Origin of the sequence: Dyella sp. AD56, assembly GCF_002878475.1 — a bacterium.
Taxonomy (GTDB): domain Bacteria; phylum Pseudomonadota; class Gammaproteobacteria; order Xanthomonadales; family Rhodanobacteraceae; genus Dyella.
The window spans coordinates 162,607-186,387 of sequence record NZ_NRDP01000004.1 but is presented as its reverse complement, the minus strand read 5'-3'; the positions used below and the strand labels follow the sequence as shown (position 1 = coordinate 186,387).

Below are 23,781 nucleotides of genomic sequence, written 5' to 3'. Positions count from 1 at the left end.
GCACCTTATCGAACGGTTTCCCTGGCGGCTCCTTCCTCGGCGCTGCTGACCGCTCCCGGAAGGATGTTCTCGGGTGCTGAAGTGGTCGCAAAGCTTCGCTTGGCTCATGTCGCCTCTTCGACTGAGTGGCGATTCGCGGCTTCGCCCGATGTGGCATCCCTGACAATAGGGGAGCCCTGGCGCATCAAACTCTGCGAGGCGACCATTGCACTGTCCTCCGGCGAGGAGGATTTCCGAATAGGGCCGGAAGACCGCGAGCAGGGACTATGGTTCTGGCGATGGAGGCCATAGTGCTTTGTTTGGACGGCCAGGGTACTTCTGCTTTCGGCTGCGACTTAGGCCGGCGAGCGTACTTAACGCCATGCGCTCAAAGCGTCATGGCAGCCGCTGCTGCGCGACCCCGCACAAACTGTCGTGATCGGCTGTGAAAGACAATCGCCACGTTCGTACTCGTCATGACTTCTCCGGAAACATCATGGGGCATGTTGCGACTCATGGATCATCGATGGGTACTACAGCTCGACCAGTACCACGCCTTTGAGCCGGCCCTCACAGGCCTGCTGCAGGGCTTCGGGTGCTTTGTCGAGACCGTTGAACGTCGTGCTTGGCAGGCAAATCGCGCCTTCCTGCTGCCATTCGTCCAGGCGGCGTATCCATTCGTCGAATGCATCGGAACTGGGTTCTCCTGCGCTATAGCCACGCAGTGTGATTCCCATGATGGGTAACCGGAATGTATCGATGTCGGCTGGCGCGACCGATGTGGAGCGTTCTGCATTCAACTCGGCGACAAGGGCACCCAGGATCACGAAGCGCGCGTCCTCTCGTGCACACGAGACCGCAGCACTCAATTGCTCACCGCCCACCATATCGACGCACACGTCGATGCCATGAGGTGCCGCTTTGGCCAGTTGCTCGATAAAGGGGCCGTCGTTCCGGACAATGACCGCGTCATAGCCGAGATCGCGCTTCATCCAATCGGCCTTGTCGGTGCTTCCCGTGCTACCGATCACGCGGGACGCACCAAGATTGCGCGCTATCTGCGCCGCCATGGAACCGATGGCGCCGGCACCACTGGATACGAAAACGATGTCTCCACGCTTGATGCGTATCCCACGTGTCAACGCAGCGTAGGCTGTCCAGCCATGGCCGAGATACGCGGCAGGTTCGATGGATTCGCGCTGCAGCACTTTGCATTGATGCGCGTCGGCGATCGCATAATCGCGCCAACCCAGCGGATGTAAGACGATCTCGCCAACCTGTAGCTGTGATTCCGGCGTTGTGGCGATGACCTCGCCGATGGCTCCGTCGGAAAGGGCATCTCCCGGCTTGAGCGGCGGAAATGGAATACCCTTGATGTCCTTCGCGTCGCGGCTCGCCATCAGGCGAGTCGATACCGAGACTCGAAACCACCGGTTGCGTAGCAGTACTTGGCCAAGTGCCAAGGGTGGCAACGGCACCTCGGTCATCGTGAAATCCGTCGATTGAAGCTTGTTCCCCGGATGGGCGGCGAGTGCAACTTGGCGTGAAACACGAGGGCGTGGGTGCATGCTTGATTCCTGTGGTTGGGTGATGGCGGTTGCGCCATGTCCTAACCTGCGAAGTGAAGTCGAAATTTTTCCGCGGATCCCCCGATATGGCTACTCGCTTTTCCGCTACCACCCAGTCCAGCCGCCGAATCCCGCGGCAGCAACGTTCGCGCGCCACCGTCGACGCCATCGTCGAGGCGGCGGCTCACGTTTTGGCCACGCGCGGCTGGGCGAAATTCACGACCAACGAAGTGGCGCTGGCCGCCGGAGCAAGCATCGGATCGTTGTATCAGTACTTTCCCGACAAGCTGGCGCTGGTCGACTCCGTCCGTACACGTCATCTCGACGCAGTACTTGCCGCACTGCCAGATCCCGACACGCTCGACCTCGCCACTCCGCTCGCTGCGCGAGTCGACCAAGTGATTGACGGCGTCATCGAAGTTCATTCGGTCAATCAACGACTGCATCGTGTCCTGCTCGACGAAGTTCCACTCGCCATGCGCGAAAGCGATAGCGTGTTTGAAGTGGAATATCTTCGTCGTTATCAAGCGCTGGTTCTGCCAGATACGGCGTGCTCCCCTGGGCCCGGCGATGTCATGGCCGCCAAGGTCCTCGCTTCGGCCATCGAAGGCGCCGTCCACGCCGCCGCATCGCGCGGCGAGCTCGGCGTGTCCGAGGTGCGGCGGGAACTCAAAGGGCTTGTTGGCGCTTATCTGCGCGAACGTCATGTCCAAGCCGTCGAACGGTGACGGCACGACGGCTTACCCGGACGCTGCTGGGGTCGTGGTGATGGCGCAAGTGCGATTGGACATCAAGCCAGGCAGTAGCCGCGCCGCCGACTCCCACCTCATACTGCGACGCACCCTCAGCATCGGTCCGGAGTCTCCATGCGTCGTCGCGACTTTCTCACGGGGGCTGTAGCCGCCACTGCCGCAGCGTCCACAGCCCTTATGCTGACCGGCCGGTCGGCGCAGGCCGCACCTGCTGCGCCTAATGGGTTGGCCGGACTGGCTTCCATGACCACCGGCGCCAAGCCGATTTCGGTGGAGGAGCGCCTCGCACGGATCGCCAAACTGCAACGGCTGATGGTCGATCAGAAGATCGGTGCCTTGATCTTGGAGTCGGGCTCGAGCCTGGACTACTTCACGGGCATTCAGTGGCATCGCTCGGAGCGTACGACGGCCGCCGTTATCCCGGCCCGGGGTGACATCGTCATCGTGACTCCGGCCTTTGAAGAGCCCTCGATCCGCGAGACCCTGGCGGTGGCCGGCGATGTGCGGCCCTGGAATGAGCATGAAAGCCCGTTCGCCCGCATCGTTGGCGCGCTACGCGATCGCGGCGCGACCTCCGGTTCGATCGCCTTCGAAGCAACCACGCGCCTGTTCATCGTCGACGGGGTGCGCGATGCAAGCGCCGGCGCCTACCAAGTGGTTTCGGGCGACGCTCTGGTAAAAGCCGTCCGGCTGATCAAATCCCCGGCCGAACTCGCGCTCATGCAAACCGCCAACAACGTCACCCTGGCGGCGCTGCGCTACGTCCATGGCAACGTCCGCCCCGGTATGCGTCCCGACGAGATCGCCGTCATGATGAACGCCGCCACCGAGGCATTGGGCGGCTCGCCGGAGTTCGCTCTCGTGTTGATCAACGAGGCCAGCGCTTATCCGCACGGCTCACACCAGCCGCAGACCCTGCACGATGGTTCGGTCATCCTGATGGACGTTGGCTGCACCGTGCATGGCTATCAATCGGACATCTCGCGCAGCTGGGTGATGGGTCAGCCAACCGCGAAACAGCGAAAGGTCTGGGACACCGTGAAGCGAGGCCAGGAGATCGCGTTGAGCACCGCCAAGCTGGGCACTCCGGTGGGTGCCATCGACGATGCCGTGCGCGCCTACTACGAAAAGGAAGGCTGGGGTCCCGGTTACCACCTGCCCGGACTTCCCCACCGTACCGGCCATGGCATCGGCCTGGACGGCCACGAGCCGCCCTATCTCGTCCATGGCGACGCCACGCCGCTGGCCGCCGGCATGTGTTTTTCCGACGAGCCGGGGCTCTACATTCCCGGTGAGTTCGGCATCCGTCTGGAAGACTGCTGGCACATGACCGAGGCCGGTCCAAAACTTTTCACCGGGCTCGCCAAGTCGATCGACGACCCGATCTGATTGGTTCGAGTGCAGGCAAATATCTGCCGGTGAGGCGGGGCCGCTGACGGTGTCGCGCCTGCGCAGACCGGCCGCCGTCGCTTCCTGCTTCCCTCAACGCGTCTTATAGTGCGCTCCGTCCGTATCGGGATAGTTCAGAAGTCTGCCAATGGTGTATCAGTATTGGGTGACTGATACTGAGCAGCCTGTTGCGCAGGCTTTTCACAGGGGAAAACATGGCTTCGTTCTTCCGCTACATGGTGGTGTATGCATGCGTGCTGATGGCTGCCTGCAGTCAGCAAACGCTCGTCGACAAGTTCACGCCTCACCCTGCCGCGGAGGTGGCGAAATCCGTGCTCGAACGAGTGCGGCAGGGTGATCTGGAGGCGGTCAAGAACAAGCTCGACGATAAGCTCCTGCAGAATCCGGACATCGACGCGAAGTTGAAGGAAGTCGCCGGCTATTTCCCTGCTGGAGCCCCTCGTTCAGCGAAGTTGGTCGGCACCAACACTGTGACGGGCAACGGGATCAGTCGCTACAACCTCACCTATGAGTATGAGTTTGCCGATGGATGGGTGCTGGGCAACGTGGTTCTAGCCGGAGAAGGTGATGCCGTACGCGTTGAGGGCGTGCATGTGCAGCGAATGGAGAAGTCCTTGGAGGCACAGAACGCCTTCACCCTCAGTGGCAAGGGCGTAGCGCACTGGATCACGTTGCTGGCCTGCATCGCCATTCCATTGCTGAGTGTCTACGCTTTCGTGCTTTGTCTTCGAACGCCGATTACACACCGCAAATGGCTGTGGGCGCTTAGTACCTTGTTCGGCGTTACGACCCTGCGTTTCAACTGGACTAGCGGGGCCTTCGATTTTCAACTGCTGTCGGTCCAGCTGTTTGGGTCCTCGAGCTTTAGCAGTCCATATGGTCCGATCATCATTGGACTGTCGTTGCCGTTGGGTGCCCTATGGTTTCTGGCTTGCCGGAGCGGGCTGACGGCGAATGCCGCGGCGGCCAAGGCCGAGGAGATGTCTGTCGCTAAGGAGCAACCTTGAGAGGAATATGCCCGTCTTTGATCGAGTGCCGGTGACCCTGTCAATGAGCTGTTGAAGCCATTCATTTCCTCTGTCCATGTTCCACCGTTGTCCGCTTCACCCCTCGCCAGTCCCGCTCGCCACATAGACGACGTTGGTCGCCATGGAGACGGCTACACTCGATTGTATGAACGAGCTATTTCGCCTACCTCCGGCAGCCACCCTCGGCGAGCAGGGCACACCGTTTTCTCCGAAAACGTTGGCTACGTTATGGGTGGCATTCTGGCTGCTCATGATCAGCGTGTCGCTCCAGGATACGCTCCATAGCCCGCTCATCCGTTGGTGGGAGCCTGTGCTGTGGGAGGGCAGTTCGGCGCTGATCGCAACAGGGTGGATGTGGCTTGCCGTTCGGTTTCGTGAGCAATATGCGCCGTACCTGGACAGGCCCTTGATCTGGTTTGGTCGCTACCTGCGTTGGCAGCCGCTGGTCATCTTGACGTGGCTTGCGATGGTTTACCCGATACGTCATGGCGTCTACGCCGCCGTCGGCCGTGCCTATGTGCATCCGGGCTGGGGCTTCGTCGTTATGTACGAGAGCGTCAAGCTGACGATTTTCACGGGGTTGTGGCTCGGCATCCTGTTTGGTATCGATTCCTATGGGCAGTGGCAACTCCAGCGTCGGCGCTTGTTGCAGATGCAGAAAGCGTTGGCGGAGGCGCAACTGGCCCACCTGCAGGCCCAGCTACGTCCGCATTTTTTATTCAATGCGCTCAACACCGTCTCTGCCCTGATGCATACCGACGTGGCACGGGCTGATCGTTTGGTTGCAGCGCTCGGTGATCTGCTGCGCATCAGTCTTCGGTCCACCGAAAGCGAAATGACACCGCTCGCCGAAGAAATCCGTACCCTGGCGTTGTACGGGGATATCATGAACGAGCGATTCCGCGATCGTGTCACCCTGAATTGGCAGACGGATCAAGCGCTCCTCGATACCCCTGTTCCTGCGCTATTGCTGCAACCTCTGCTTGAAAATGTCTTCAAGCATGGCGTCGAGCGCACCGTGGCGCGCGTACGTATCCACATCAGCGTACAACGCGATAGCGACTCGTTGGAAATCGTCGTAAGCAACTCCGGTTCCATGCTGGAGGCAGAGCATCGCGAAGGTTTGGGGTTTCGCAGTTGCCGGGAACGGTTGAACATTATCTACGGCAACGCTGCATCGCTGCGAGTAGGTAACGAGGGCGATGGCGTCGCTGCGCGCGTTCGGATTCCGCTGGTCGGTACGGCTGCATGATTCGCGTCGTGATCGCTGACGACGAGGCACCCGCCCGCGAGAAGCTCGAACGCTGGCTGGCGGAGCAGCCGGATATGACCGTGGTTGGATCGGTCGAGGATGGCTTGTCTGCAGCGCAATGCATCGAAGAGTACCGGCCGGACGTGGCCTTTCTCGATATACAGATGCCGGCACTTTCTGGCCTGCAAGTGGCAGCGCAGCTTGAACCATCGGTCGCACCGGTAATCGTCTTCGTCACCGCTTATGACGAACACGCCGTAAAGGCGTTCGACCTCAATGCGATCGACTACCTACTCAAGCCTTACGATGGCGACCGTTTCGCCCGTGCCGTGCAGCGCGTCCGGCTACGGCTGAACTCCCGTGAGCCAGGGGCCGCAGCAGTAGCGATGGGGCGCGCACGGGTAGCTTCCTGCGAGCGGCTTCTCGTGCCGGATCGCGAACGACTGCAGTTGATCGACGCGGCGGCCGTCGAATGGCTCGAGGCCGATGACAACTATGTCCATGTGCACGCCGCCGGGCGCAGCTACCTGTTACGCAGGACGCTGCAGGATCTGTTGTCCCAGCTCGGCGAGCAGCGCTTCATTCGTATACACCGCTCTACAGCGGTCAACCTCGCTTGCATCGGATCGCTCACCCCGCTCTTCAAGGGGGACTACGAAGTCCATCTGCACAGCGGCCGTGTTCTACGGCTAAGTCGTCGGTATCGCGACGCACTCTTCGCCCGCATGGGTCGTTAGTGTCCGGTACGCCACGCTGGCGTCCCCGCTTACCCCAAATCTGCTGCTACTCCATAGCTGATGGATCAGGCTCCTGCTTGTCGCCGAAACAAGGAACCTGAAACATGCGTGCTACCGATGAACTGAAAGAGCGCTATGACTTTCTGGATTGGTTGCGAGTCATTGCGATTTTTGTGCTCTTCTTCTTCCATACGGGGATGATCTTTGTCGGTTGGGGTTGGCATATCGTCAACGACCAGACCATCCCATCCCTTCAGTGGCCCATGGACATTGCGCACCGCCTGCGCATGCCGCTGCTATTCGTCATTGCTGGCGCAGGCATGTGGTTCGCGTTGCAACGGCGCAGTACAGGGATGTTCGTGAAGGAACGGACGATCAAACTTCTGCTGCCTCTCTTGGCCGGCATATTCCTGATCGTTCCGCCGCAGATCTACTGCGAACGGCTGCTCGACGGGCAATGGACCGGAGGCTATCTGGCGTTCTACGCCACGCGAGTGCTGCAGTTCGTTCCCTACCCAAAGGGTGATTTCAGCTGGCATCACTTGTGGTTCATTCTGTATCTCTACGTGTACGTTCTATTGCTTCTCCCCCTGATGCTTTGGTGGAAGCAAGGCGCGCAGCGCGTAGCGCCGGGTGCATGGCTGTATCTTCTGGGCATTCCCCTGGGCATCAACGAAGTTCTTCTGAAATCGCTATTTCCAGAGTCACACAATCTCGTCAGCGATTGGTACATCTTCAATCACTACTTGCTGCTGACGGTTTATGGATACCTCATGGCGTCCATGCCAGGGATATGGAAGTGGCTGTCCGACGTTCGTCGATGGTCGCTGGTGGGCGGGGTGGTGTCGTTCATTCTGCTGATATCGCTGTTCATGGCCGGTGTCATTGACCACGGATCGGTGGCCGATGGGCTGGGTGCGAATATCTTCACGTGGCTTTGGGTGATGGTATTTCTGGGTTACGGCTATCGTTACCTGTCCTTCGTCAACCCGTTGCTCATCTGGGCGCGAGAGGCCAGCTATCCCTTTTACATCCTGCATCAGACGGTGATCGTCGTGATCGGGTACTACATCATCCAGCGCCCGTGGACGCCGTGGACAAAGTATGCCGTCATCCTGGTTCTCAGCATGAGCGCATGCTTTGCCCTCTACGAGGGATGTGTAAGAAGGTTTGCGCTGTTGCGTCTGCTCTTCGGAATGAAGGCGGAATCATCAAGTCCGCGCGCTTTCTCTGGAGCGGCTAAGCGCTCCCTGGGTGATGATCTGCAGTAGACAGCGCATGTCCGCGGTCGATCCTCGGTGGCACCCGACTCAACGCAGGCATTGGACGTGTCGGCTTCGACGGGGTGCTACGGATCCCAGTGCTGACCGCAGCAAGGGCAAGCAACGATGGATTGGTCGGCGGCGAGATCGTCCCAAAGGATAGAAACGTTGGTGTCGCAGGCGTCGCACATGCCGGAGGAGGGGATGGACGTGTGCGCTTTATCGCGCCGCGTCGTGTATCCATCCCCGCTTTGGCTGTGCGCGCAGGCCATATCGGCGTATCCGCGCTCGAAGCGCTCGGCGATGCCAGGCAGACTCGCCAGCAGCGATAGTTGCAGGCGCTGCGCATCGATCGGATCGGTGGCCGCCCATTGCCGGCCCAGGTTCTCCGCTTGATCGAAGAGCTCATTCCAGCTCGAGCGGGTGCGATCGCTACCGCTCTGCCCGGACAGCGCCATCGTGACACTGCGGTCGCTCAGGCGGATGGTTCGCGCAAGCAGATCCAGGCGGTCGAGTTTCCTGGTGTGGGTGCCAGCGGTTGGCGCCGTGGTGGTACCAAGCGCCGGACGTGACCGGTAAGTGGCGTGCATAGCGATGCCCCCTGTCATGCTCGTGTCGAGCAGGCACGGGGCGGTTCGCACCGTGCTTGGGAGGCAGTGTAGAAACCGGCTGGGCGAGCGGATGCCCGGATTCGGCCAAGGGATGCGCAGATTCGGCATCTGGCGCACGCTCTTTATGCGTTTGGGGTGTCTCCAGCCCTGTTGAGAAGCCGTCGCTATCGTCACGCTGGCGACTACGTGGGCTCGGTTATGTTTGCGCGGTCGTGGGGCTTGCATCAGCCGGAAGGCCACCTTCGCGCGACGCAGCGTTATCACCGACAGGAGTGGGCTCATGCTTGTGGATGTTTATCAAAGCAGCACCGATGCCGCGTGGTTCGTCGCCGTTGCGACTGGGAATCCGGTGGCTTTTGCGAGCATCCCGAGCGATCCGGTTCTGGTGGATCCGCAGCTGTTTCTACAAGGCGCTGACCTGGCTTCCAGTAGTGAGTTCATTGGCCTGGATACGACAGCGGTGGTGAAGCAGGTGGAAGACAAAGGGTTTGCCTTGTTCAAAGCGCACCTTAGGTGATGCGGCAGCTTCATGTCGGCGCAAACGCAGTTTCAGGAGGTCGTCATGTCCATCGATTCCACACCCGGTTTGGGAAACACGGCTCTCGATGCGCTAATCCTTCGCGCTGTGGTGCGAAAGCTGCTGCAGAAGGGCGTGCTCTCTGCCGACGATGTGCGGGCACTGCTGCTGGAAGCCACGGAACATCTCGACACGGTCGTAGGCAACAACCTCACCGTCGAAGAGGCGCGGAGCATGATCAAGGGAGACTTGGCGTCTTTCATCGGAGCCCCGTAGTTCGCTCTACGGCGACCTGTTGACCTGTCGGTTCCGGTCACGTAGTTTCGGTCACATGAACGCTACATGCGCCCGATGCTCGCTGATTATTCGCGCCACACCTTATCCGGTGGGTTAGCGCGCGTTCTTCAGTCGCCAATGAAACCCGCCCTTGAGGCGGGTTCTTTTTATCCGACTCCTGGGTACCCGAAGCAGAACAGGAGTTCCTCATGCAAACCCATCACCCTCATCCTTCGGCACTGCACCTGGTGTGCGGGAAAATTGCCTCGGGCAAGTCCACGTTGACCCAGCACTTGGCCAGACGCACACACACGGTGTTGATCAGCGAGGATGCTTGGCTATCCGGGCTTTACACCGACGAGATCCGCACGGTGAGCGATTACGTCCGGCGCTCGGGCCAGTTGCGCAGTGTGCTTGGGCCGCACGTCGAGTCGCTGCTGCGGACGGGCCTGTCGGTGGTGCTCGATTTTCCCGCCAATACGGTCGGAAATCGCCGATGGATGAAGGACATCATCGACCGGTCGGGTGCTGATCATCAGTTGCACTTTCTCGATGTTCCCGACGAGCTCTGCAAGCAACGATTGCGAGCCCGCAATGCCGAGGGCTCGCATGCTTTCGCGCCCACCGACGCCGAGTTTGACGAGATCACACGGCACTTCGTGGCGCCCGTCACCGAAGAGGGTTTTCGCGTCGTGCGCTACGAGTCGTCGCTAGCGGAGGAGGGCGGCTGACCGCGATGGCTTTCGGGGTGGCGTCGTTGGGATCAGGCTGTCATGCCTTTTCGACGGCACCCGCCGCCTGGGCGAGTGCGCGTTGCACGGCGTCGCCTTTGCGTTCGCTGTAGCGACTGACCAGATAGTCGCTGCGTCCGCGCACCATCAGGGTGAACTTCATGAGTTCTTCCATGACGTCGACCACGCGGTCGTAGTACGGGGAAGGTTTCATGCGCCCGTGTTCGTCGAACTCCTGCCAGGCCTTGGCCACCGAGGATTGGTTGGGGATGGCCACCATGCGCATCCATCGCCCCAGCACCCTCAACGTGTTCACGACATTGAACGACTGGGAGCCGCCGCACACCTGCATGACCGCCAGCGTTCGTCCTTGCGTGGGGCGCACGCTGCCGTCTTCGAGAGGTAGCCAATCGATCTGGTTCTTGAAGACGCCGGTGATGGTGCCGTGGCGCTCGGGGCTCACCCACACCTGTCCTTCGGACCAGATCGACCACTCGCGCAGCCGCTGCACATCAGGATGGGTGGCTGGCACGCTGTCGAGCATCGGTAGCGTGTGGGGATCGAACACCCGCGTCTCGGCCCCGAGGTGCTGCAGGATGCGCTCGGCTTCCAGGGCCAGCTTTCGGGAGAAGGATTGGGGTCGCAGCGAGCCGTAAAGGATCAGGATGCGCGGCGGGTGGCTGGCATCGTTACCGGCGCTGAGCCTGGGGCTGTCCGGGCGCGGGAGCAGGTCGAGTTCGAGATGGGGTAGATCCGGCGTCATGGGCTTGTCTGCCGTTTGATATTTCGACTATTCTAGTTTTATGGAAATGAATGACGCAATCGCCGCCTTGACCGCGCTGGGCCACGCCAAGCGCCTGGCCATCTTCCGCTTGCTGGTGGTCGCCGGCCCCGTGGGCCGCATGGCCGGGGAGATCGGGGATGAGCTGGACATGCCGGGCGCCACGCTGTCTTTCCACCTGAAGGAGCTGGTGAACGCGGGGCTGATCACGGCCGAGCCACAGGGACGGTTTGTCTGCTATCGCGCCGCCTTCGACGCCATGAACGGGCTGATCGCTTACCTCACCGACAACTGCTGTGCCGGCAGTGCGGGCGTGGTGTGTACGCCGGGAGGCGGCGTTTGCGAGCCCGGCAATGGCTGCTGACATCTACACGGAGCATGTTGTCGTGACTCACCGCGTCTTGTTCGTCTGTACGGGCAACTCCGCCCGCAGTGTGTTGGCCGAGGCCACCTTGCGCGCCTGGGGTGGCGCACGGTTCGAAGCATTCAGCGCCGGTAGCCAGCCCACCGGCCGCATCAACCCTTATGCGTTGGACACGCTGGTTGCCGCGGGCATGCCCACGGCGGGATTGCGCAGCAAGTCGTGGGATGAGTTTTCGGGCGAGAACGCTGCGTCGGTGGATCTGGTGATTACGGTGTGCGACAGCGCGGCTTCCGAACCTTGCCCGGTGTTCTTCGGTGACTTTGTGCGTACCCATTGGGGCTTGCCCGATCCAGCGGCAGTGGAGGGCAGCGACGCCGACAAGCGCGCCGCATTCGCCCACGCGTACGCCATCATCAAGGCGCGCCTCATGGCGTTTCTCACCCTGCCTGCCGAAACCTGGGCGGATCGGGGCGCACTGAAGGCTGCGTTGGATCGCATTGGCTTCATCCAGTCCGAGGACGCCGTCCATGGGTGAAACTGCTGTCGCGCGGTCCGCCATCGGATTTTTCGAGCGCACGCTGACGCTTTGGGTGGCGGCGTGCATCGTGCTGGGCACGGCGCTTGGCCACTGGTTGCCTATGCCGTTTGCGGTGCTGGGTGCGATGGAGGTCGCCAAGGTCAATCTGCCGATCGCGGTGCTTATCTGGCTGATGATCGTGCCCATGCTGCTGAAGATCGACCTCGGCGCCATGCGTCAGATTGGCCGACACTGGAAAGGCATGGGCGTCACCCTTTTCATCAACTGGGCGGTGAAGCCGTTCTCCATGGCGCTGCTGGCCTGGTTGTTCCTTCGGCACGTCTTTGCTGCTTATCTCCCGGCGGACCACGTGGAGAGCTACGTGGCGGGTCTGATCCTGCTGGCGGCGGCGCGTGCACGGCCATGGTGTTTGTCTGGAGCAACCTGTGCGGTGGCGAGCCAACGTTCACGCTCAGTCAGGTGGCCATCAACGACGGCATCATGGTGGTGGCTTTCGCACCGCTGGTGGCCCTGCTATTGGGTGTGTCAGCGATTACGGTGCCGTGGATGACGTTGATGTTGTCCGTGGCGCTTTACATCGTGGTGCCGGTGATCGGGGCGACGCTGCTGCGTCGTGTGATCCGCGCGCGCGGAGGTGAGCGGGCATTGGCCGAATGCTTGCGTCGCTTGAGTCCGGTATCGCTAGTCGCGCTGTTAGTCACGCTTACCTTGCTGTTCGGATTCCAGGGAAAACAGATCCTCGCGCAGCCGCTGATCATCGCCATGCTCGCGGTGCCGATTTTGGTGCAGGTCTACTTCACCTCGGGCCTGGCTTATCTGCTGAACCGCTGGCTGGGCGTGGAGCACTGCGTAGCGGGCCCATCCGCCCTGATCGGGGCCAGCAACTTCTTTGAGCTTGCGGTGGCCGCCGCAGTCAGCTTGTTTGGCCTGAACTCGGGCGCCGCATTGGCCACGGTGGTTGGTGTGCTGGTCGAAGTGCCGGTGATGCTGTCCGTGGTGCGTATCGTGAATCGCTCCAGGGCTTGGTATGAAACGCCGAATGCCGGACGGCGCCCTGCCTGATGCGACCACCGGCAAACTCACTCGCCCGGTGTCACGGCCGCGTTGCGTTGTGTGCGAGTGCGCTGCTGGAGGCCGAGTTGGCGCGGGGCGTCTGCGCAGCAGGTGTTGGCGCTGACCTCACCAGTATGGTCTCTTGATTGAGGCAATCGGGTGGGGACAGGGAGTAACTGTTGAGCACCAGCTTGCATGTCCAGGTGATCTCGGCGCCTTCTTTGCCGTTTCGCTCCGTGGGGATAAGCATCAGGATAGGGTCAGGGCTCGCCCCCGTATTGCGCGTGTGCAGTGTGATGAGCCCACCGTCGGCAATCTCCGCATACGCGATATAGGTGCCAATCGAGGCGGCAGAGTCGTAGTGCAGGTCGGTGGAGTGAATCCCCGCCAGCCCGCCATGCACGGTGGCAGCCTCCAGCACCACATCCTTCAGCGCATCGGCATCCTTCATGGCGGCAGCGATGTGCTGCCTGGGCCCAAAGCCGTGCCAGAGGAGCAAGCTCACAGCGGCGATCACCGTGACGCTCATCATCGCGATCAGCACGTTGAGCATGGACAATCGTCGTAGCTTGAGCATGAGCGGTGCCCTTGACCGATAGCGGCAGGCCCATTCGATGGGCCAGCGTTCGAGACTATCCCGATCGTGGTGTAGATGCAGTCTACGCCCGCAAAGTCCTGTTCTCCCGTTGTTTTTAGTCAACCTCGGCAATGCCTAGAGCCGACCAACGAGGCATGCGCTAATCTGCAACTGTCTGTTCAGGGCGAGCCGGGGAGCGCAGGTGTCTCCTCACGCCCCATAACAGACGTTTTGGAAGGCGCATCCAGGCCGCAGGAAACGACGTTGCCTGGAAACTCGAATCTGCCCCGTTTGGATGCGCAAGCCTAGGAACTTCGTGATACGAGTGGACTGCTACATGATTGATGGGCTTTGCGTACGCTATGGATGAGCACGGGTCGGAATCCGGTCGAACTGCCTTCGCCTTCATTGCGTTGCTTACCTTGCTCACTCTCGCGGCCCTTTATGCGCCGCGTTTCGAGCATCGCTCCGTCGTCGCCAGCGTTGCGCCTGCATCACGGCCCATGGGGCCCACTGTCGAGCTGTGGCTGAGCACGGCAGATCGACGGCTGAAACTGATGCCGCAGCCCGACATCGCCATGAGCGCCCGTGGCTCGGCGCCCGCGGACGTCGTCATTGAAGTCGACAAGAAATACCAAACCATGGTCGGTTTCGGCGCGGCGATGACCGACTCATCAGCATGGCTGCTGCAGAACAAGCTATCCGATGCGCAGCGCAGCGATTTGTTGCACGAGCTGTATGGGCCGCCGCCCAATCTCAATCTGAACATGATGCGCCTGACCATTGGCGCCTCGGATTTCTCGTTGAAGCCCTACACCCTGGACGATGTGCCCTTCGGCCAGACCGATCCGGAGCTGCAGCATTTCAACGTCACGCCCAATCTGCTCGACGTGATACCCGTGGTGCGCGAGGCGCTTTCCGTCAACGCCGGATTGCGCATCATCGCCTCGTCATGGAGTGCGCCAGCCTGGATGAAGTCCAGCCAGAATCTGATTGGCGGGGACTTGCTTGAGCAGTATGAAAGTACGTACGCGGACTATCTCATCAAGTATCTCGATGCCTATCGCGGTTACGGCATCCCCATCTTCGCGCTGACCTTGCAGAACGAGCCGGGCTTTGTGCCAGTCACCTACCCAGGCATGGAAATGCCTGCGGATACGCGAGCGCGCATCGTCTCGCAGTACCTCGGCCCCAAGCTGGCAAGCCGCACGCCTAAAACCGCCATCCTGGAATGGGATCACAACTGGAGCCATCCCGAGCAACCGCTGAGTGTGCTCGGCGACGCGGATGCCGCCCGCTATATCGATGGCGTTGCGTGGCATTGCTACGAAGGCAGTCAGTCGGCACAGGGGCGCGTGCATCGCGCGTATCCGCAGAAGAGCGTCTACATCACCGAGTGTTCGGGCGGTGACTGGGCATCGAGCATTAACGGCGAGCTGATCTGGTTCGCGCGCAATCTGCTGGTCACGGGCATCAGGCAGTGGGCCAGCGGTGTGGTGTACTGGAATCTGGCCCTCGACGAAAATCACGGCCCGCACTTTGGTGGCTGTGCCGCCTGCAAGGGCGTGATCATGGTCGACTCGAAGACAGGCGAAGTCAGTCGCAACGACGAGTACTACGCGCTGGCGCATTTCAGCAAATTCGTGCTGCCCGGCGCCGTGCGCGTGGCGTCCACCGACACCGATGCCGATCAGGGTATCGCCAATGTGGCATTCCAGAACGTATCGGACGGATCGATCGTGCTGGTGATGGTGAACAGCAAAACCGATGCGCGTCCTGTGTCGGTGGTCGAGGGCCAAGTCCGGTTCGACTACACCATGCCTCCGCGAAGCGTGGCCACGTTCGAGTGGAACCATGACAAGACCGGTGCATGGGTGCGCCGTGCCGTGTCGTGGTTGGACAGGGCCGCGTCTGATGTAATCAAGAGACGTCCCGCCACGCCGCCGCAGCATTGAGGCGGGGATGCCCGCTTTTCATTGCTGTATGGGCGTGCCGGTTTCAACACTGCGAGCAGGCTGAGCTGGCGCGGGCAGGCTCGAACCAGGTTTCTGCCGCTACGTCCATCAAGCCACTTCAACCGTAGATTCCATCGCCTCGGCGGCATCACTGATGGCCTTCGGCTCCGCGTGCCGTGCACTGCGAAACAGGAATGCCCCGCCCGCGCAGAGCAGCATGGTCACACCTGCAAGCAGGAACACATCGCTATACGCCTCCAGCAACGCCTGCTTGTGCACCACCGAGGCCAGTTGCGCCAGCGAGCGCTGTCGCAAGCCTGCATAGGCTGCGCTTTGTAGCGCATCCGATGGAGCCACCGCGTGGCCCGCCAAGCGAGCTACGCTCTGTGCGATGCGGTCGCGATACGCGGCGAGGTAGGGCGTCACGTGCTCACCGATGCGTTCGGCGTGGAACTTCTGCCGCACCACCACCAACTGGCTGGCCATGGCGATGCCGATGGCACCGCCCACGTTGCGCACCATCGAGAACACGCCGGAGGCGGAGCCAAGTTCGGCCTTGTCCAGACCATCCACCGCCATCACGCCCAACGCCACCACGATCAGCGACTGCCCCACGCCACGCACAATCAAGGAGGGCACGATGGTGTTCTTCGCGGCATCCATGTCGAGGTGGATGTTCATCAGGCAACCGATCGCCATGATCACAAAGCCCGCACCAATGGCCAGGCGTGGACTGGTGGCCCGCATCAACGGTGGCGTGGCAAACGACATCACGAACTGCACAATGCCGTAAGAGATCATGGTCAGACCGATCTCGCGTGCGTTGTAGCCTTGCACATCGGCGAAGTAGTTGGGCACCAGAAACACCACGCCGAACACCACCGCGCCAAACAGGAACTGCATAAGGCTCGCCAGCCCGAAGTTGTAGGCACCGAGCAGGCGCAGGTTGATGAAGGGTTGCGCGCGGCGCAGCTCAGTCCAGACAAAAGCCACCAACCCGACGACAGCGACCAGGCTGGATAACACGATGAAGGAGGAGGAGAACCAGTCCTTGCGTTCGCCCTCTTCAAGCATGATCTGCAAGGCGGAAAGGCCAAGCGCCATGGCGGTAATGCCGCCCCAGTCGCCATTACGTAGTTTGGCCAAGTCGAGCGCGGTCGGGCGGATGGACCAGCCGATCGCCGCCAGCAACGCCAGCCCCGGCGGAATCTGCAGATAGAAGATGTAGCGCCACGAATACATCTCGGTGAGCCAGCCACCCAGTGACGGTCCCGCCGCCTGCGCCACATTGTTGGATACAGCGAACAACGCCATGCCCAGCGCATGCTTCGAGCGCGGCAGCTCGGTCACGATCAACTGGAAGCTCAGGGGAATCAGCACACCGCCAAACGCACCCTGTAGCGTGCGCGCCAAGATCATGGTGCCGATGTTGGGCGCCAACGAGCAAAGAATGGAAAACACCACAAAGCCGGCTGTGCCTGTCATCAGCACGCGTCGCATCGAGAACACCTGGGTCAGCCACGCGGCCAGCGGTATCACGATGATCTCGGCCACCAGATAGGCCGTGCTGATCCATGATCCCTCTTCGAACGTAGCGCCCAGCGAGCCACGGATGTCCGGTAGCGACGCATTGGTGACGTGTACGTTCATACCCGCCATGAAGCAGCCCACCGCGCCGCCGATCACCGCGACCCAGGTGCGTAGAGAAACCTTCTCCTCGGCCTCTGCGCTCATGGCGTGCGTTGCGTGTCGATGGTAGCCACGACCGACATGCCGGGACGCAACGCGTCCGCCTCGGCAGCGTCCAGTGCGACACGCAGCGGCATGCGCTGCACGATCTTGGTGAAATTGCCGGTGGCGTTATCTGGCGGCAGCAAGGCGAACTCTGCGCCCGACGCGGGGGAGAAGCTCTCCACGCGGCCATGCAAATGGCGCCCGCCCAGTGCATCCACCTCCACTTGCACCGGTTGGCCTAGGTGCACGCGGGCCAGCTGCGTCTCCTTGAAGTTGGCCACCACATAAGTGTCACGCGGCACGATGGCGAGCAGGGGCGTACCCACCGCGACATACTGGCCTACACGCAGACTGCGCTGTCCCACCCGACCGCTGCTGGGTGCCTGGATGCGCGTGTGGTCCAGATCCAACTGCGCCAGCGTCAGCGTGGCTCGCGCCTTGGCGAGATCCGCTTCGCCCGCATCGCGTGCCGCTTCTGCTTTCGCGCGCTCCGTTTGCAGGGAAACGAGGCGTTTGCGACTACCGGCCAGCGCGGCCTGAGCCTGCGCTTGTGCAGAGGCGCTCATGGCCGCTTCCGCCTGCGCACTTTCCAGCTGCTCCTGGCTGGCGATCTGTTCCTGCTTCAACCATTGCTGGCGTTGGTAGGCCAGCGCAGCCTTGTGCGCGGCGGCCTGTTGTGCGGCCACATCGGCTTCTGCCGCGGCGATGTGGCTGGTCTGTTCGTCGGAGAGCGCATCCAGATTAGTGATGGCTGCGCGGCGTCCGCGTAGCTCGGCATCGGCGGCATCCACTGCGCCCTGCGCAAGCGCCACGCGGGCGAGGTAATCACTATCGTCGATGCGGGCGAGCACGTCGCCGGCTTTGACGTCCTGATTGTCCTGCACGAGTACTTGGGCCAGATAGCCGCTCACGCGCGGGCTGACCGTGACGATATCGGCACGCACATAGGCGTCGTCCGTGCTTTCGCGATAGCGCGCCACCAGGCACCAGTAAGTGATGCCGCCAAACAGCAGCGCGATGCCGGCCAGTGCGCCCGCGAGTGCGCGCGGGCTGCGCTGGGCCCATGCCCTGGCATCGCGGATGACGGTGAAGCGGTTAGGTCGATTCAACATGTGGGTTCTCGCGTATCAGGGAGCGGATCCGGCAGCGCCGGAACGTGGAGATGGAGCGGGCGCGGCGGCATCGGTTGCCTGCCAGCCACCACCCAGCGCGCGAAACAGACCGAGCTGCGCCACCGCGACGTTCGCGTCAGAAGCGGTGGCCGCCAGTCGCGCGGCGACATCGCTGCGCTCGGCGTCGAGTACGTCCAGCGCATCGACCGCGCCCAACGACTGTCCGCGCTGAGCGAGGGTCAGCGCCTCGCCGGTCTGTGTGCTGGCGTGTTGCAGTGCTTCGCGGCGGCGTTGCGCGGCGGCATAGCTGTTGAGCGCGGTGCGAACGCTGGCGAGTGCGCGCAGGATGCTTTGGTCGAAGTCGGCCAGCGCCGCACGTTGATCGGCGCGCGCCGCCGCTATCTGCGCACGCGCCACCGCAACGTTGGGGAAGCGCCATGACAGGAGCGGCCCGATGCGCCAAACCGTCGACGCGCGGGCATCCAGTTCGCTGACGTGGCTGGCGGAACTCAGCACGCCAGCGCCAATGGACACGGAGGGATACAGTTCCGCCGTGGCGATGTCGATGCCCGCTGTGCTGGCGCGCAGATGTTGATCCGCGGCACGCACGTCGGGGCGCCGCTTCAGCAGATCGCCCACGTCGCCCACCGGCAACGCTGCCGACAATTGCGGCACGGCATGGCAATCGGTGGCACCCGCGGGCATGCCATCAACCGGCTTGCCCAGCAACACGGCCAGTTCTTCGATCGCGTTGTCATGCGCGGCCTGCAGATCCGGCAAAGCCGCCGTAGCTTCGTCGACCAAGCCTTGCGTGCGCACCACATCCAGGCGGTTGCCCGCGCCGGCCGTCAACCGTTTGCGTTGCACCGCGAGACTCTGGTTGAGCAGATCGATCGAACGACGCGCATCGATCACGCGTGCCGCGTAGCCACAGATGTCCACGTAGGCGCGCGCCGTTTCCACGGCCACGTCGATGCGAACACTGTCGGCACGTGCTTGCACCTCGCCGGCATGCGCACGGGCCTGACGCACGGAAGCTCCGAGGCGACCGTTGAGGTCGGTGTCCCACGAGAAGTCCAAGCCGGCGTCGTATCGCAGGCCTGTGCGCACGGATGTGTCGTCGAGTGCGGCAGCAAGCTGGTCGGTGGCCGTGCTGCCATAACCCGCGCCCGCCGTGAGCTGGGTCGAAGGCAGGCGCTGACGTCGACGCACATCCAGCACGCTGCGGGCCTGAGCTACCCGCGCGCTGGCGGCCTCCAGATCCAGGTTGTCACGTAGCGCCTGCTGTACCAGTTGGCCCAGCAGGGGATCGTCGTAAAGCGTCCACCACGATGTCCCGGCCGGCGCCGAGGACATGCCAGGTTGGTCATGACGTAACAGGCCCTGGTCTGGCGTGATGGGCACGCGCGCAGGCGCCACCGCAGTAGGCGGCACGCAGGCGCTCAAGGGGAGCAATACAGCGGCCAGGAAGGGAAATCGACGCAGCATCGGAAGGCACTCAATGAGATCGACTCTCATTTGGCCATGGCTGCCGGTTGTCTTCCATGCTAGATCGAGACGACAATCGTCGCGTGATGGACACGCTGCGTACCCTCGACGATTGCGAAGCCTGCGAGCGCCCCGTGGCGGCGCTCGCCACCGACTACGTGCACGGCGCGGAAGTGCCTCCGCACAGCCATCGCCGCGCCCAACTGATCCACAGCGTTACCGGCGCCATGACCGTGGCCAGCGCGGAAGGCCGCTGGGTGGTGCCTGCTGGCAAGGCGTTATGGATGCCTGCCGGCATGGCGCACCAGATACGCATGGCCGGTGATGTGGGCATGCGCACCGTGTTCGTTCGGCCCGACGCGCGCGACGGCCTGCCACAGCGCTGCGAAGTGATCGAGGTATCGGCGCTGCTGCGTGAGGCCATCATCGCCGCCATGGCGATTCCGCTGGATTACCAGGAAAGCGGCCGCCACCACCGCGTGATGGAACTTATCCTGGATGAGCTGGAACAGGCGCCGCGCCTGGCCATGCACGTGCCCTTCCCGAGCGAGCCGCGCCTGATGCAGATATGCCAGCACCTGCTGGCGCAGCCGGCCATCGCGCCCTCGCTGGACGAACTGGCCGCACGCATCCACGTCAGTGGCCGCACGTTGGCGCGATTGTTCGAGCGGGAGCTGGGCATGTCGGTCAGCGCGTGGCGCCGCCGCATGTGCATTGTGCTGAGCCTGCCCCGCATGGCCGCAGGCGCGTCGCTAGGGCAGGTCGCGTTGGAGTTCGGTTACGACAGCCCCAGTGCGTTCACTGCCATGTTCAAACGTGAACTGGGCGTAGCGCCCACTGCGTATCTGGCGCAGCACGTTTAGGGCGTCATCTTGTGGGCGTCGGGGTGCGACCCGATCGCCGGGCCGGGCGGGGCAGTCGGTTTAGACGTCTTATTCGGCGTAAAAAGTTGCCGCAAGGGGGCCGGTCAGCGGCGGTATGTCGGTCCTGGCCGCTGGCTGTCTCTTCAGTCTGTCAAAAGGCGCTGCTAGCTTATGCAGTGACCATGTCGTGCTTACGGGGAACAGATGGACCTACAGGCAGCGGTAACGATGGATGGAGCCCAGGCAGCGGCAGAGCGGCAAACATCTCGACGTGTTCCCATCGACCATCGCGTCAATGGGGCGCTGCTGGGACTCGTCACCACGGCTGTCCTGTTGCAGCTCATCGCGTGGCCCTTCTTGTTGCGGCACTGGGGCACGTCTGCGCTGTGGCTTGCCGTGCCGCTCGTGCTGCTGACACCGATGCATTGGGGGCTGATCCATGAATCCATCCATGGACATCTATTTCCCCAGCGCCGGCTCAATGAATGGTTTGGGCGAGCACTGTCCATCGCCTTCGTATTGCCGTTCGACGCCGTTCGCTTCGGCCACCTGATGCATCACCGCTACACCCGCGAATCCTTTGACCGGCCGGATGTGCATGACGGCGCAACGCATCCCATGCTTGCCCGCGTGGGCTACTACGCGCATCTGCTAGGCGGCCTCTACCTGGCGGAACTCGCCGTGCCGTTGCTCACCTTTCTGCCATCAAGCTGGGTGTGCCGACTAGTCGCCTACAAGCTTCGCAGCGACGAACCTGTCGACCGGGATGTCCAGCGCCTGTTTGTTGCCTTTGCCGGAAACAAAGACAGGCGCATGCGTATGCGGCGCGACTGGATTCTGGCACTCACACTCTATGCCTGCGCGTTCTATTTCTACGGGGCGTGGTGGCCCGTGCTTGCTATCACGATGTTCCTACGTGGGCTGTGGCTGTCACTGGCAGACAATCTTCCCCACTACGATGTCACGCTTGACGAACAGGCGCGTGCTCGCAACTTTCGAGTGTCCGCCTTCTGGCGCCCTGTGTTGATGAACCATCATCTTCATCGTCTGCATCACCAGCATCCGACGCTGCCGTGGACGGCGCTTCCGGCGCTTGCCCGCAGCAACGGTACCGTCGCGGACACCGACGCCGGTTATTTCGGCGCCGCACTTCGTCAGCTTCGCGGACTGGGCAGAATCCATTAGCGAGTTGAGGACAGGTCCCCGTCAACTACCTCGGCGCGGGGAGTGGAGCGCTGTCGACATGTGTTGATGTGGGAAGTTGCAAGTGATATCACGGTGCTTGCTGAATTCCTTCCTTCGCGCCGGCAAACCGGTAGGTGGATTCATGACAGAGCCCTTCGATCTGGCGCTCGGCTACCTGCAATGGCAGGGCTCAAGCCGGAGCACGAATATCTTGCGTGGTGCGAAAGCGGTTGCGGAGGTCTGCTCGCGATTCGCACCACTCGTATCTCTGTGTGAAAGCGACAAGTCTGGCGACGATTACGGCATCCATTATTGGGATGCCATCCATGATCAGTTTTGCCAAGCCCAGCGCCTGCTTGCTGAGCACCGTCCTCGTCGGCTGCTGACGGCCGGAGGCGATTGCGCCGTAGACATTGCTGCCATCGATTATCTCCATGGCGTCTATCCGGATCTGCAAGTCATCTGGATCGACGCGCACATGGATGCCAATACGCCTGAGACAACGCCAAGCGGCTATTTTCATGGCATGCCGGTCAGCGCCATCATGGGCTTTGCGCCCGCGGCCATGCGTCGTCTACAAGGCAGGCCGATCGCGCCCGAGCGATTCAGGTACTACGGCATCCGTGTCGCGGATGCCGGAGACAAGGCGTTTGGCTCGGCTCTCGGCTTGCGTACCCTGGAGGCGGACCATGTGTTCAGCGGCCCAGTGCACATTCACTTCGACCTCGACGTACTGGACCCCATCGAGTTTCCCTACCTCTCCTATCGCGAACCCGATGGTGTCTCGGTCGCAGAGGCGCTCGCGTTGGTCCGCCGCATTGCGACGCAGGCGGATCTCGTCGGTTTGACCATTACGGAATTCGCTCCGGCGAATGAGGACGAGGCCCATCACGGTGCTGTTGTCATCGAGCGGATTTGCGAGGCCGCTTCGGGCAACTAAGTACCGCGAGATGCGAACCCGTCGCTCCTAGGCCAGATAGCTTCTTGCTATTGCAGTGAGCTCGTCTTGATGGCGTGACAACACTACTGCTCTTATCCTCGCCAGGAGGAGCGTCACGTGAGCATCATCATTGATGGCTCGACATGGTCTACGAAAGGCTGGTCTATCCGTGCAACGTTGGGGTCCTGGTCAAAAAAAAGCCCCAGCAAGGCGCGGGGCATAGAAAAGAGGTGCATGGATATTTTCCTCGCACAGCTAGAGTCGATCTAATTACTCACGATATCCAGCGAGGGTGTAACGGTGAGCGCCATGGAGGTCTCCAGAAAACAACCGCCCTGTTTGAGCGGGCCGCCGAATCCCAGCAGTCCAGGCTGTATGCCGACACCTACACTTACACCCATGCACGAAAAGACACTCGTATGGTAGAAGCCAATCCCCTCGACAACGGCCGAATAGTTTCCTTGCGACAACGTATGCAGTCGCCATGGGAAATTCGATAGAACGAGCTGGTTGCAGAATTGGGAGCCCGTCGCGGTCATCGACGTTATGCTCGCGACCCCTCCAACGACACTACCGGCCATGCCCACCGTGCACGAGTACTGAGTAAGTGAGCCACTCGTTACTACGCCAAGGGTAACCGGTGTTCCGTTGTCGACCGGGTTGTCTGTGTCCGACTGATTGTCTGGAAAAAACGTGGTCGGTGAGAACGAAGCGTTTTTATACGCCCCGAAAGTCAACATGCCATGGATGGAGAAACTTCCATTCTCACTACCGTTAACCGTGAAGTGATTGGCAAACGCCGTACTCATGAATCCAATACTGGTGGCCGCCAGAGCAGCGCCTGCTACACGTTTCGTGAGCTTCATGTGACACATCCTCGTGTTTGGTCGTCATGTTTGACTGAGTGCATCCCTATCACAACCCTTCGACACGAACGCGAGGAACTCGGGTTCGGTCCCGTCAAATTTGGCACGATATAAAACGCATCCGCACGTTGCTAAGCAGCACGATATGTCATGCCAATCGTTCACACCGGGATTCATGGAGTGGTGGCGCTTTTCAGTTCTT

23 protein-coding genes and 1 pseudogene are annotated in these 23,781 nt (G+C 61.6%); 16 read left to right on the top strand and 8 right to left on the bottom strand.

From position 1 onward, the window contains the following. Positions 1 to 512: 512 nt before the first annotated feature. Entirely contained in the window at positions 513 to 1,547 is a 1,035-nt protein-coding gene (locus DyAD56_RS04310) for an NADP-dependent oxidoreductase (protein ID WP_102301506.1), read from the bottom strand. A gap of 86 nt (positions 1,548 to 1,633) precedes the next feature. On the opposite strand from DyAD56_RS04310, the gene DyAD56_RS04305 reads away from it, so the two are divergent. From DyAD56_RS04305 to DyAD56_RS04280, 6 genes are all read left to right on the top strand, one after another. Beyond that, complete coding sequence (locus DyAD56_RS04305; RefSeq protein ID WP_102301505.1) at positions 1,634 to 2,275, top strand: TetR/AcrR family transcriptional regulator; 642 nt, start codon at positions 1,634 to 1,636, stop codon at positions 2,273 to 2,275. Between the two features lie 267 nt (positions 2,276 to 2,542). Continuing rightward, the gene (locus tag DyAD56_RS04300) at positions 2,543 to 3,688 is read left to right on the top strand and encodes a Xaa-Pro peptidase family protein (protein WP_233202279.1); all 1,146 of its coding nucleotides are present in this window, start codon (positions 2,543 to 2,545) and stop codon (positions 3,686 to 3,688) included. A gap of 215 nt (positions 3,689 to 3,903) precedes the next feature. Next, the gene (locus DyAD56_RS04295; protein WP_102301503.1) at positions 3,904 to 4,716 is read left to right on the top strand and encodes a hypothetical protein; all 813 of its coding nucleotides are present in this window, start codon (positions 3,904 to 3,906) and stop codon (positions 4,714 to 4,716) included. Between the two features lie 142 nt (positions 4,717 to 4,858). After that, positions 4,859 to 5,989, top strand: a complete 1,131-nt coding sequence (locus tag DyAD56_RS04290; RefSeq protein WP_102301502.1) for a histidine kinase — start codon at positions 4,859 to 4,861, stop codon at positions 5,987 to 5,989. Continuing rightward, the gene (locus tag DyAD56_RS04285) at positions 5,986 to 6,726 is read left to right on the top strand and encodes a LytTR family DNA-binding domain-containing protein (RefSeq protein ID WP_102301501.1); all 741 of its coding nucleotides are present in this window, start codon (positions 5,986 to 5,988) and stop codon (positions 6,724 to 6,726) included. Before DyAD56_RS04290 ends, DyAD56_RS04285 begins: the two co-directional genes overlap by 4 nt. A gap of 104 nt (positions 6,727 to 6,830) precedes the next feature. Beyond that, a complete protein-coding gene (locus DyAD56_RS04280) occupies positions 6,831 to 7,997 on the top strand; it encodes an acyltransferase family protein (RefSeq protein WP_102301500.1) in 1,167 nt (388 codons plus the stop codon). Between the two features lie 77 nt (positions 7,998 to 8,074). Here DyAD56_RS04280 and DyAD56_RS23520 read toward each other — a convergent pair whose 3' ends face one another. Then, the gene (locus DyAD56_RS23520) at positions 8,075 to 8,881 is read right to left on the bottom strand and encodes a hypothetical protein (protein WP_146010435.1); all 807 of its coding nucleotides are present in this window, start codon (positions 8,879 to 8,881) and stop codon (positions 8,075 to 8,077) included. Here DyAD56_RS23520 and DyAD56_RS04270 point away from each other — a divergent pair. From DyAD56_RS04270 to DyAD56_RS04260, 3 genes are all read left to right on the top strand, one after another. Beyond that, positions 8,880 to 9,116 (top strand): hypothetical protein, encoded by a 237-nt coding sequence (locus tag DyAD56_RS04270; RefSeq protein ID WP_102301498.1) that lies wholly within the window; start codon positions 8,880 to 8,882, stop codon positions 9,114 to 9,116. The two genes, DyAD56_RS23520 and DyAD56_RS04270, sit on opposite strands and share 2 nt — an antisense overlap. Before the next feature lie 45 nt (positions 9,117 to 9,161). Further along, complete coding sequence (locus DyAD56_RS04265) at positions 9,162 to 9,392, top strand: hypothetical protein (protein WP_102301552.1); 231 nt, start codon at positions 9,162 to 9,164, stop codon at positions 9,390 to 9,392. Positions 9,393 to 9,601: 209 nt separating this feature from the next. Then, entirely contained in the window at positions 9,602 to 10,123 is a 522-nt protein-coding gene (locus DyAD56_RS04260; RefSeq protein ID WP_102301497.1) for an ATP-binding protein, read from the top strand. Between the two features lie 40 nt (positions 10,124 to 10,163). Here DyAD56_RS04260 and arsH read toward each other — a convergent pair whose 3' ends face one another. Then, positions 10,164 to 10,886 carry an arsenical resistance protein ArsH gene (gene arsH, locus DyAD56_RS04255; protein WP_102301496.1) on the bottom strand — a complete coding sequence of 241 codons (723 nt, stop codon included), beginning with the start codon at positions 10,884 to 10,886 and terminating at the stop codon, positions 10,164 to 10,166. Between the two features lie 40 nt (positions 10,887 to 10,926). Here arsH and DyAD56_RS04250 point away from each other — a divergent pair, with 40 nt between their 5' ends. The 3 genes and pseudogenes from DyAD56_RS04250 to arsB all read left to right on the top strand — a co-directional run bounded on the left by DyAD56_RS04250 (position 10,927) and on the right by arsB (position 12,868). Beyond that, positions 10,927 to 11,268, top strand: coding sequence for a metalloregulator ArsR/SmtB family transcription factor (locus tag DyAD56_RS04250; RefSeq protein WP_102301495.1), 342 nt, complete (start codon positions 10,927 to 10,929; stop codon positions 11,266 to 11,268). A 22-nt stretch (positions 11,269 to 11,290) separates the two neighbouring features. Next, the gene (locus tag DyAD56_RS04245) at positions 11,291 to 11,803 is read left to right on the top strand and encodes an arsenate reductase ArsC (protein WP_102301551.1); all 513 of its coding nucleotides are present in this window, start codon (positions 11,291 to 11,293) and stop codon (positions 11,801 to 11,803) included. Further along, positions 11,796 to 12,868: pseudogene (gene arsB, locus DyAD56_RS04240) on the top strand (ACR3 family arsenite efflux transporter). Before DyAD56_RS04245 ends, arsB begins: the two are co-directional and overlap by 8 nt. A 31-nt stretch (positions 12,869 to 12,899) precedes the next feature. Here arsB and DyAD56_RS04235 read toward each other — a convergent pair. Beyond that, the gene (locus tag DyAD56_RS04235; RefSeq protein WP_102301494.1) at positions 12,900 to 13,436 is read right to left on the bottom strand and encodes a hypothetical protein; all 537 of its coding nucleotides are present in this window, start codon (positions 13,434 to 13,436) and stop codon (positions 12,900 to 12,902) included. A gap of 503 nt (positions 13,437 to 13,939) precedes the next feature. Here DyAD56_RS04235 and DyAD56_RS04230 point away from each other — a divergent pair. Next, positions 13,940 to 15,391: a glycoside hydrolase family 30 beta sandwich domain-containing protein gene (locus DyAD56_RS04230; protein ID WP_233202278.1), complete on the top strand. Its 1,452-nt coding sequence runs from the start codon at positions 13,940 to 13,942 to the stop codon at positions 15,389 to 15,391. 108 nt (positions 15,392 to 15,499) lie between these two features. Here DyAD56_RS04230 and DyAD56_RS04225 read toward each other — a convergent pair whose 3' ends face one another. The 3 genes from DyAD56_RS04225 to DyAD56_RS04215 are packed head-to-tail and all read right to left on the bottom strand — an operon-like array spanning position 15,500 to position 19,725. Then, a complete protein-coding gene (locus tag DyAD56_RS04225) occupies positions 15,500 to 17,125 on the bottom strand; it encodes an MDR family MFS transporter (protein WP_102301493.1) in 1,626 nt (541 codons plus the stop codon). After that, positions 17,122 to 18,237 carry an HlyD family secretion protein gene (locus DyAD56_RS04220; RefSeq protein WP_102301492.1) on the bottom strand — a complete coding sequence of 372 codons (1,116 nt, stop codon included), beginning with the start codon at positions 18,235 to 18,237 and terminating at the stop codon, positions 17,122 to 17,124. Before DyAD56_RS04220 ends, DyAD56_RS04225 begins: the two co-directional genes overlap by 4 nt. 15 nt (positions 18,238 to 18,252) lie before the next feature. Beyond that, complete coding sequence (locus DyAD56_RS04215) at positions 18,253 to 19,725, bottom strand: TolC family protein (RefSeq protein ID WP_158241251.1); 1,473 nt, start codon at positions 19,723 to 19,725, stop codon at positions 18,253 to 18,255. Positions 19,726 to 19,781: 56 nt separating this feature from the next. Here DyAD56_RS04215 and DyAD56_RS04210 point away from each other — a divergent pair, with 56 nt between their 5' ends. The 3 genes from DyAD56_RS04210 to DyAD56_RS04200 all read left to right on the top strand — a co-directional run bounded on the left by DyAD56_RS04210 (position 19,782) and on the right by DyAD56_RS04200 (position 22,713). After that, positions 19,782 to 20,588, top strand: a complete 807-nt coding sequence (locus DyAD56_RS04210) for a helix-turn-helix transcriptional regulator (protein ID WP_199178876.1) — start codon at positions 19,782 to 19,784, stop codon at positions 20,586 to 20,588. 204 nt (positions 20,589 to 20,792) lie between these two features. Beyond that, the gene (locus tag DyAD56_RS04205; RefSeq protein ID WP_233202277.1) at positions 20,793 to 21,773 is read left to right on the top strand and encodes a fatty acid desaturase; all 981 of its coding nucleotides are present in this window, start codon (positions 20,793 to 20,795) and stop codon (positions 21,771 to 21,773) included. A 142-nt stretch (positions 21,774 to 21,915) separates the two neighbouring features. Continuing rightward, complete coding sequence (locus DyAD56_RS04200) at positions 21,916 to 22,713, top strand: arginase family protein (protein ID WP_102301489.1); 798 nt, start codon at positions 21,916 to 21,918, stop codon at positions 22,711 to 22,713. Between the two features lie 266 nt (positions 22,714 to 22,979). On the opposite strand, the gene DyAD56_RS04195 is transcribed toward DyAD56_RS04200, so the two are convergent. Beyond that, positions 22,980 to 23,579 carry a hypothetical protein gene (locus DyAD56_RS04195; RefSeq protein ID WP_102301488.1) on the bottom strand — a complete coding sequence of 200 codons (600 nt, stop codon included), beginning with the start codon at positions 23,577 to 23,579 and terminating at the stop codon, positions 22,980 to 22,982. Between the last annotated feature and the right edge of the window lie 202 nt (positions 23,580 to 23,781).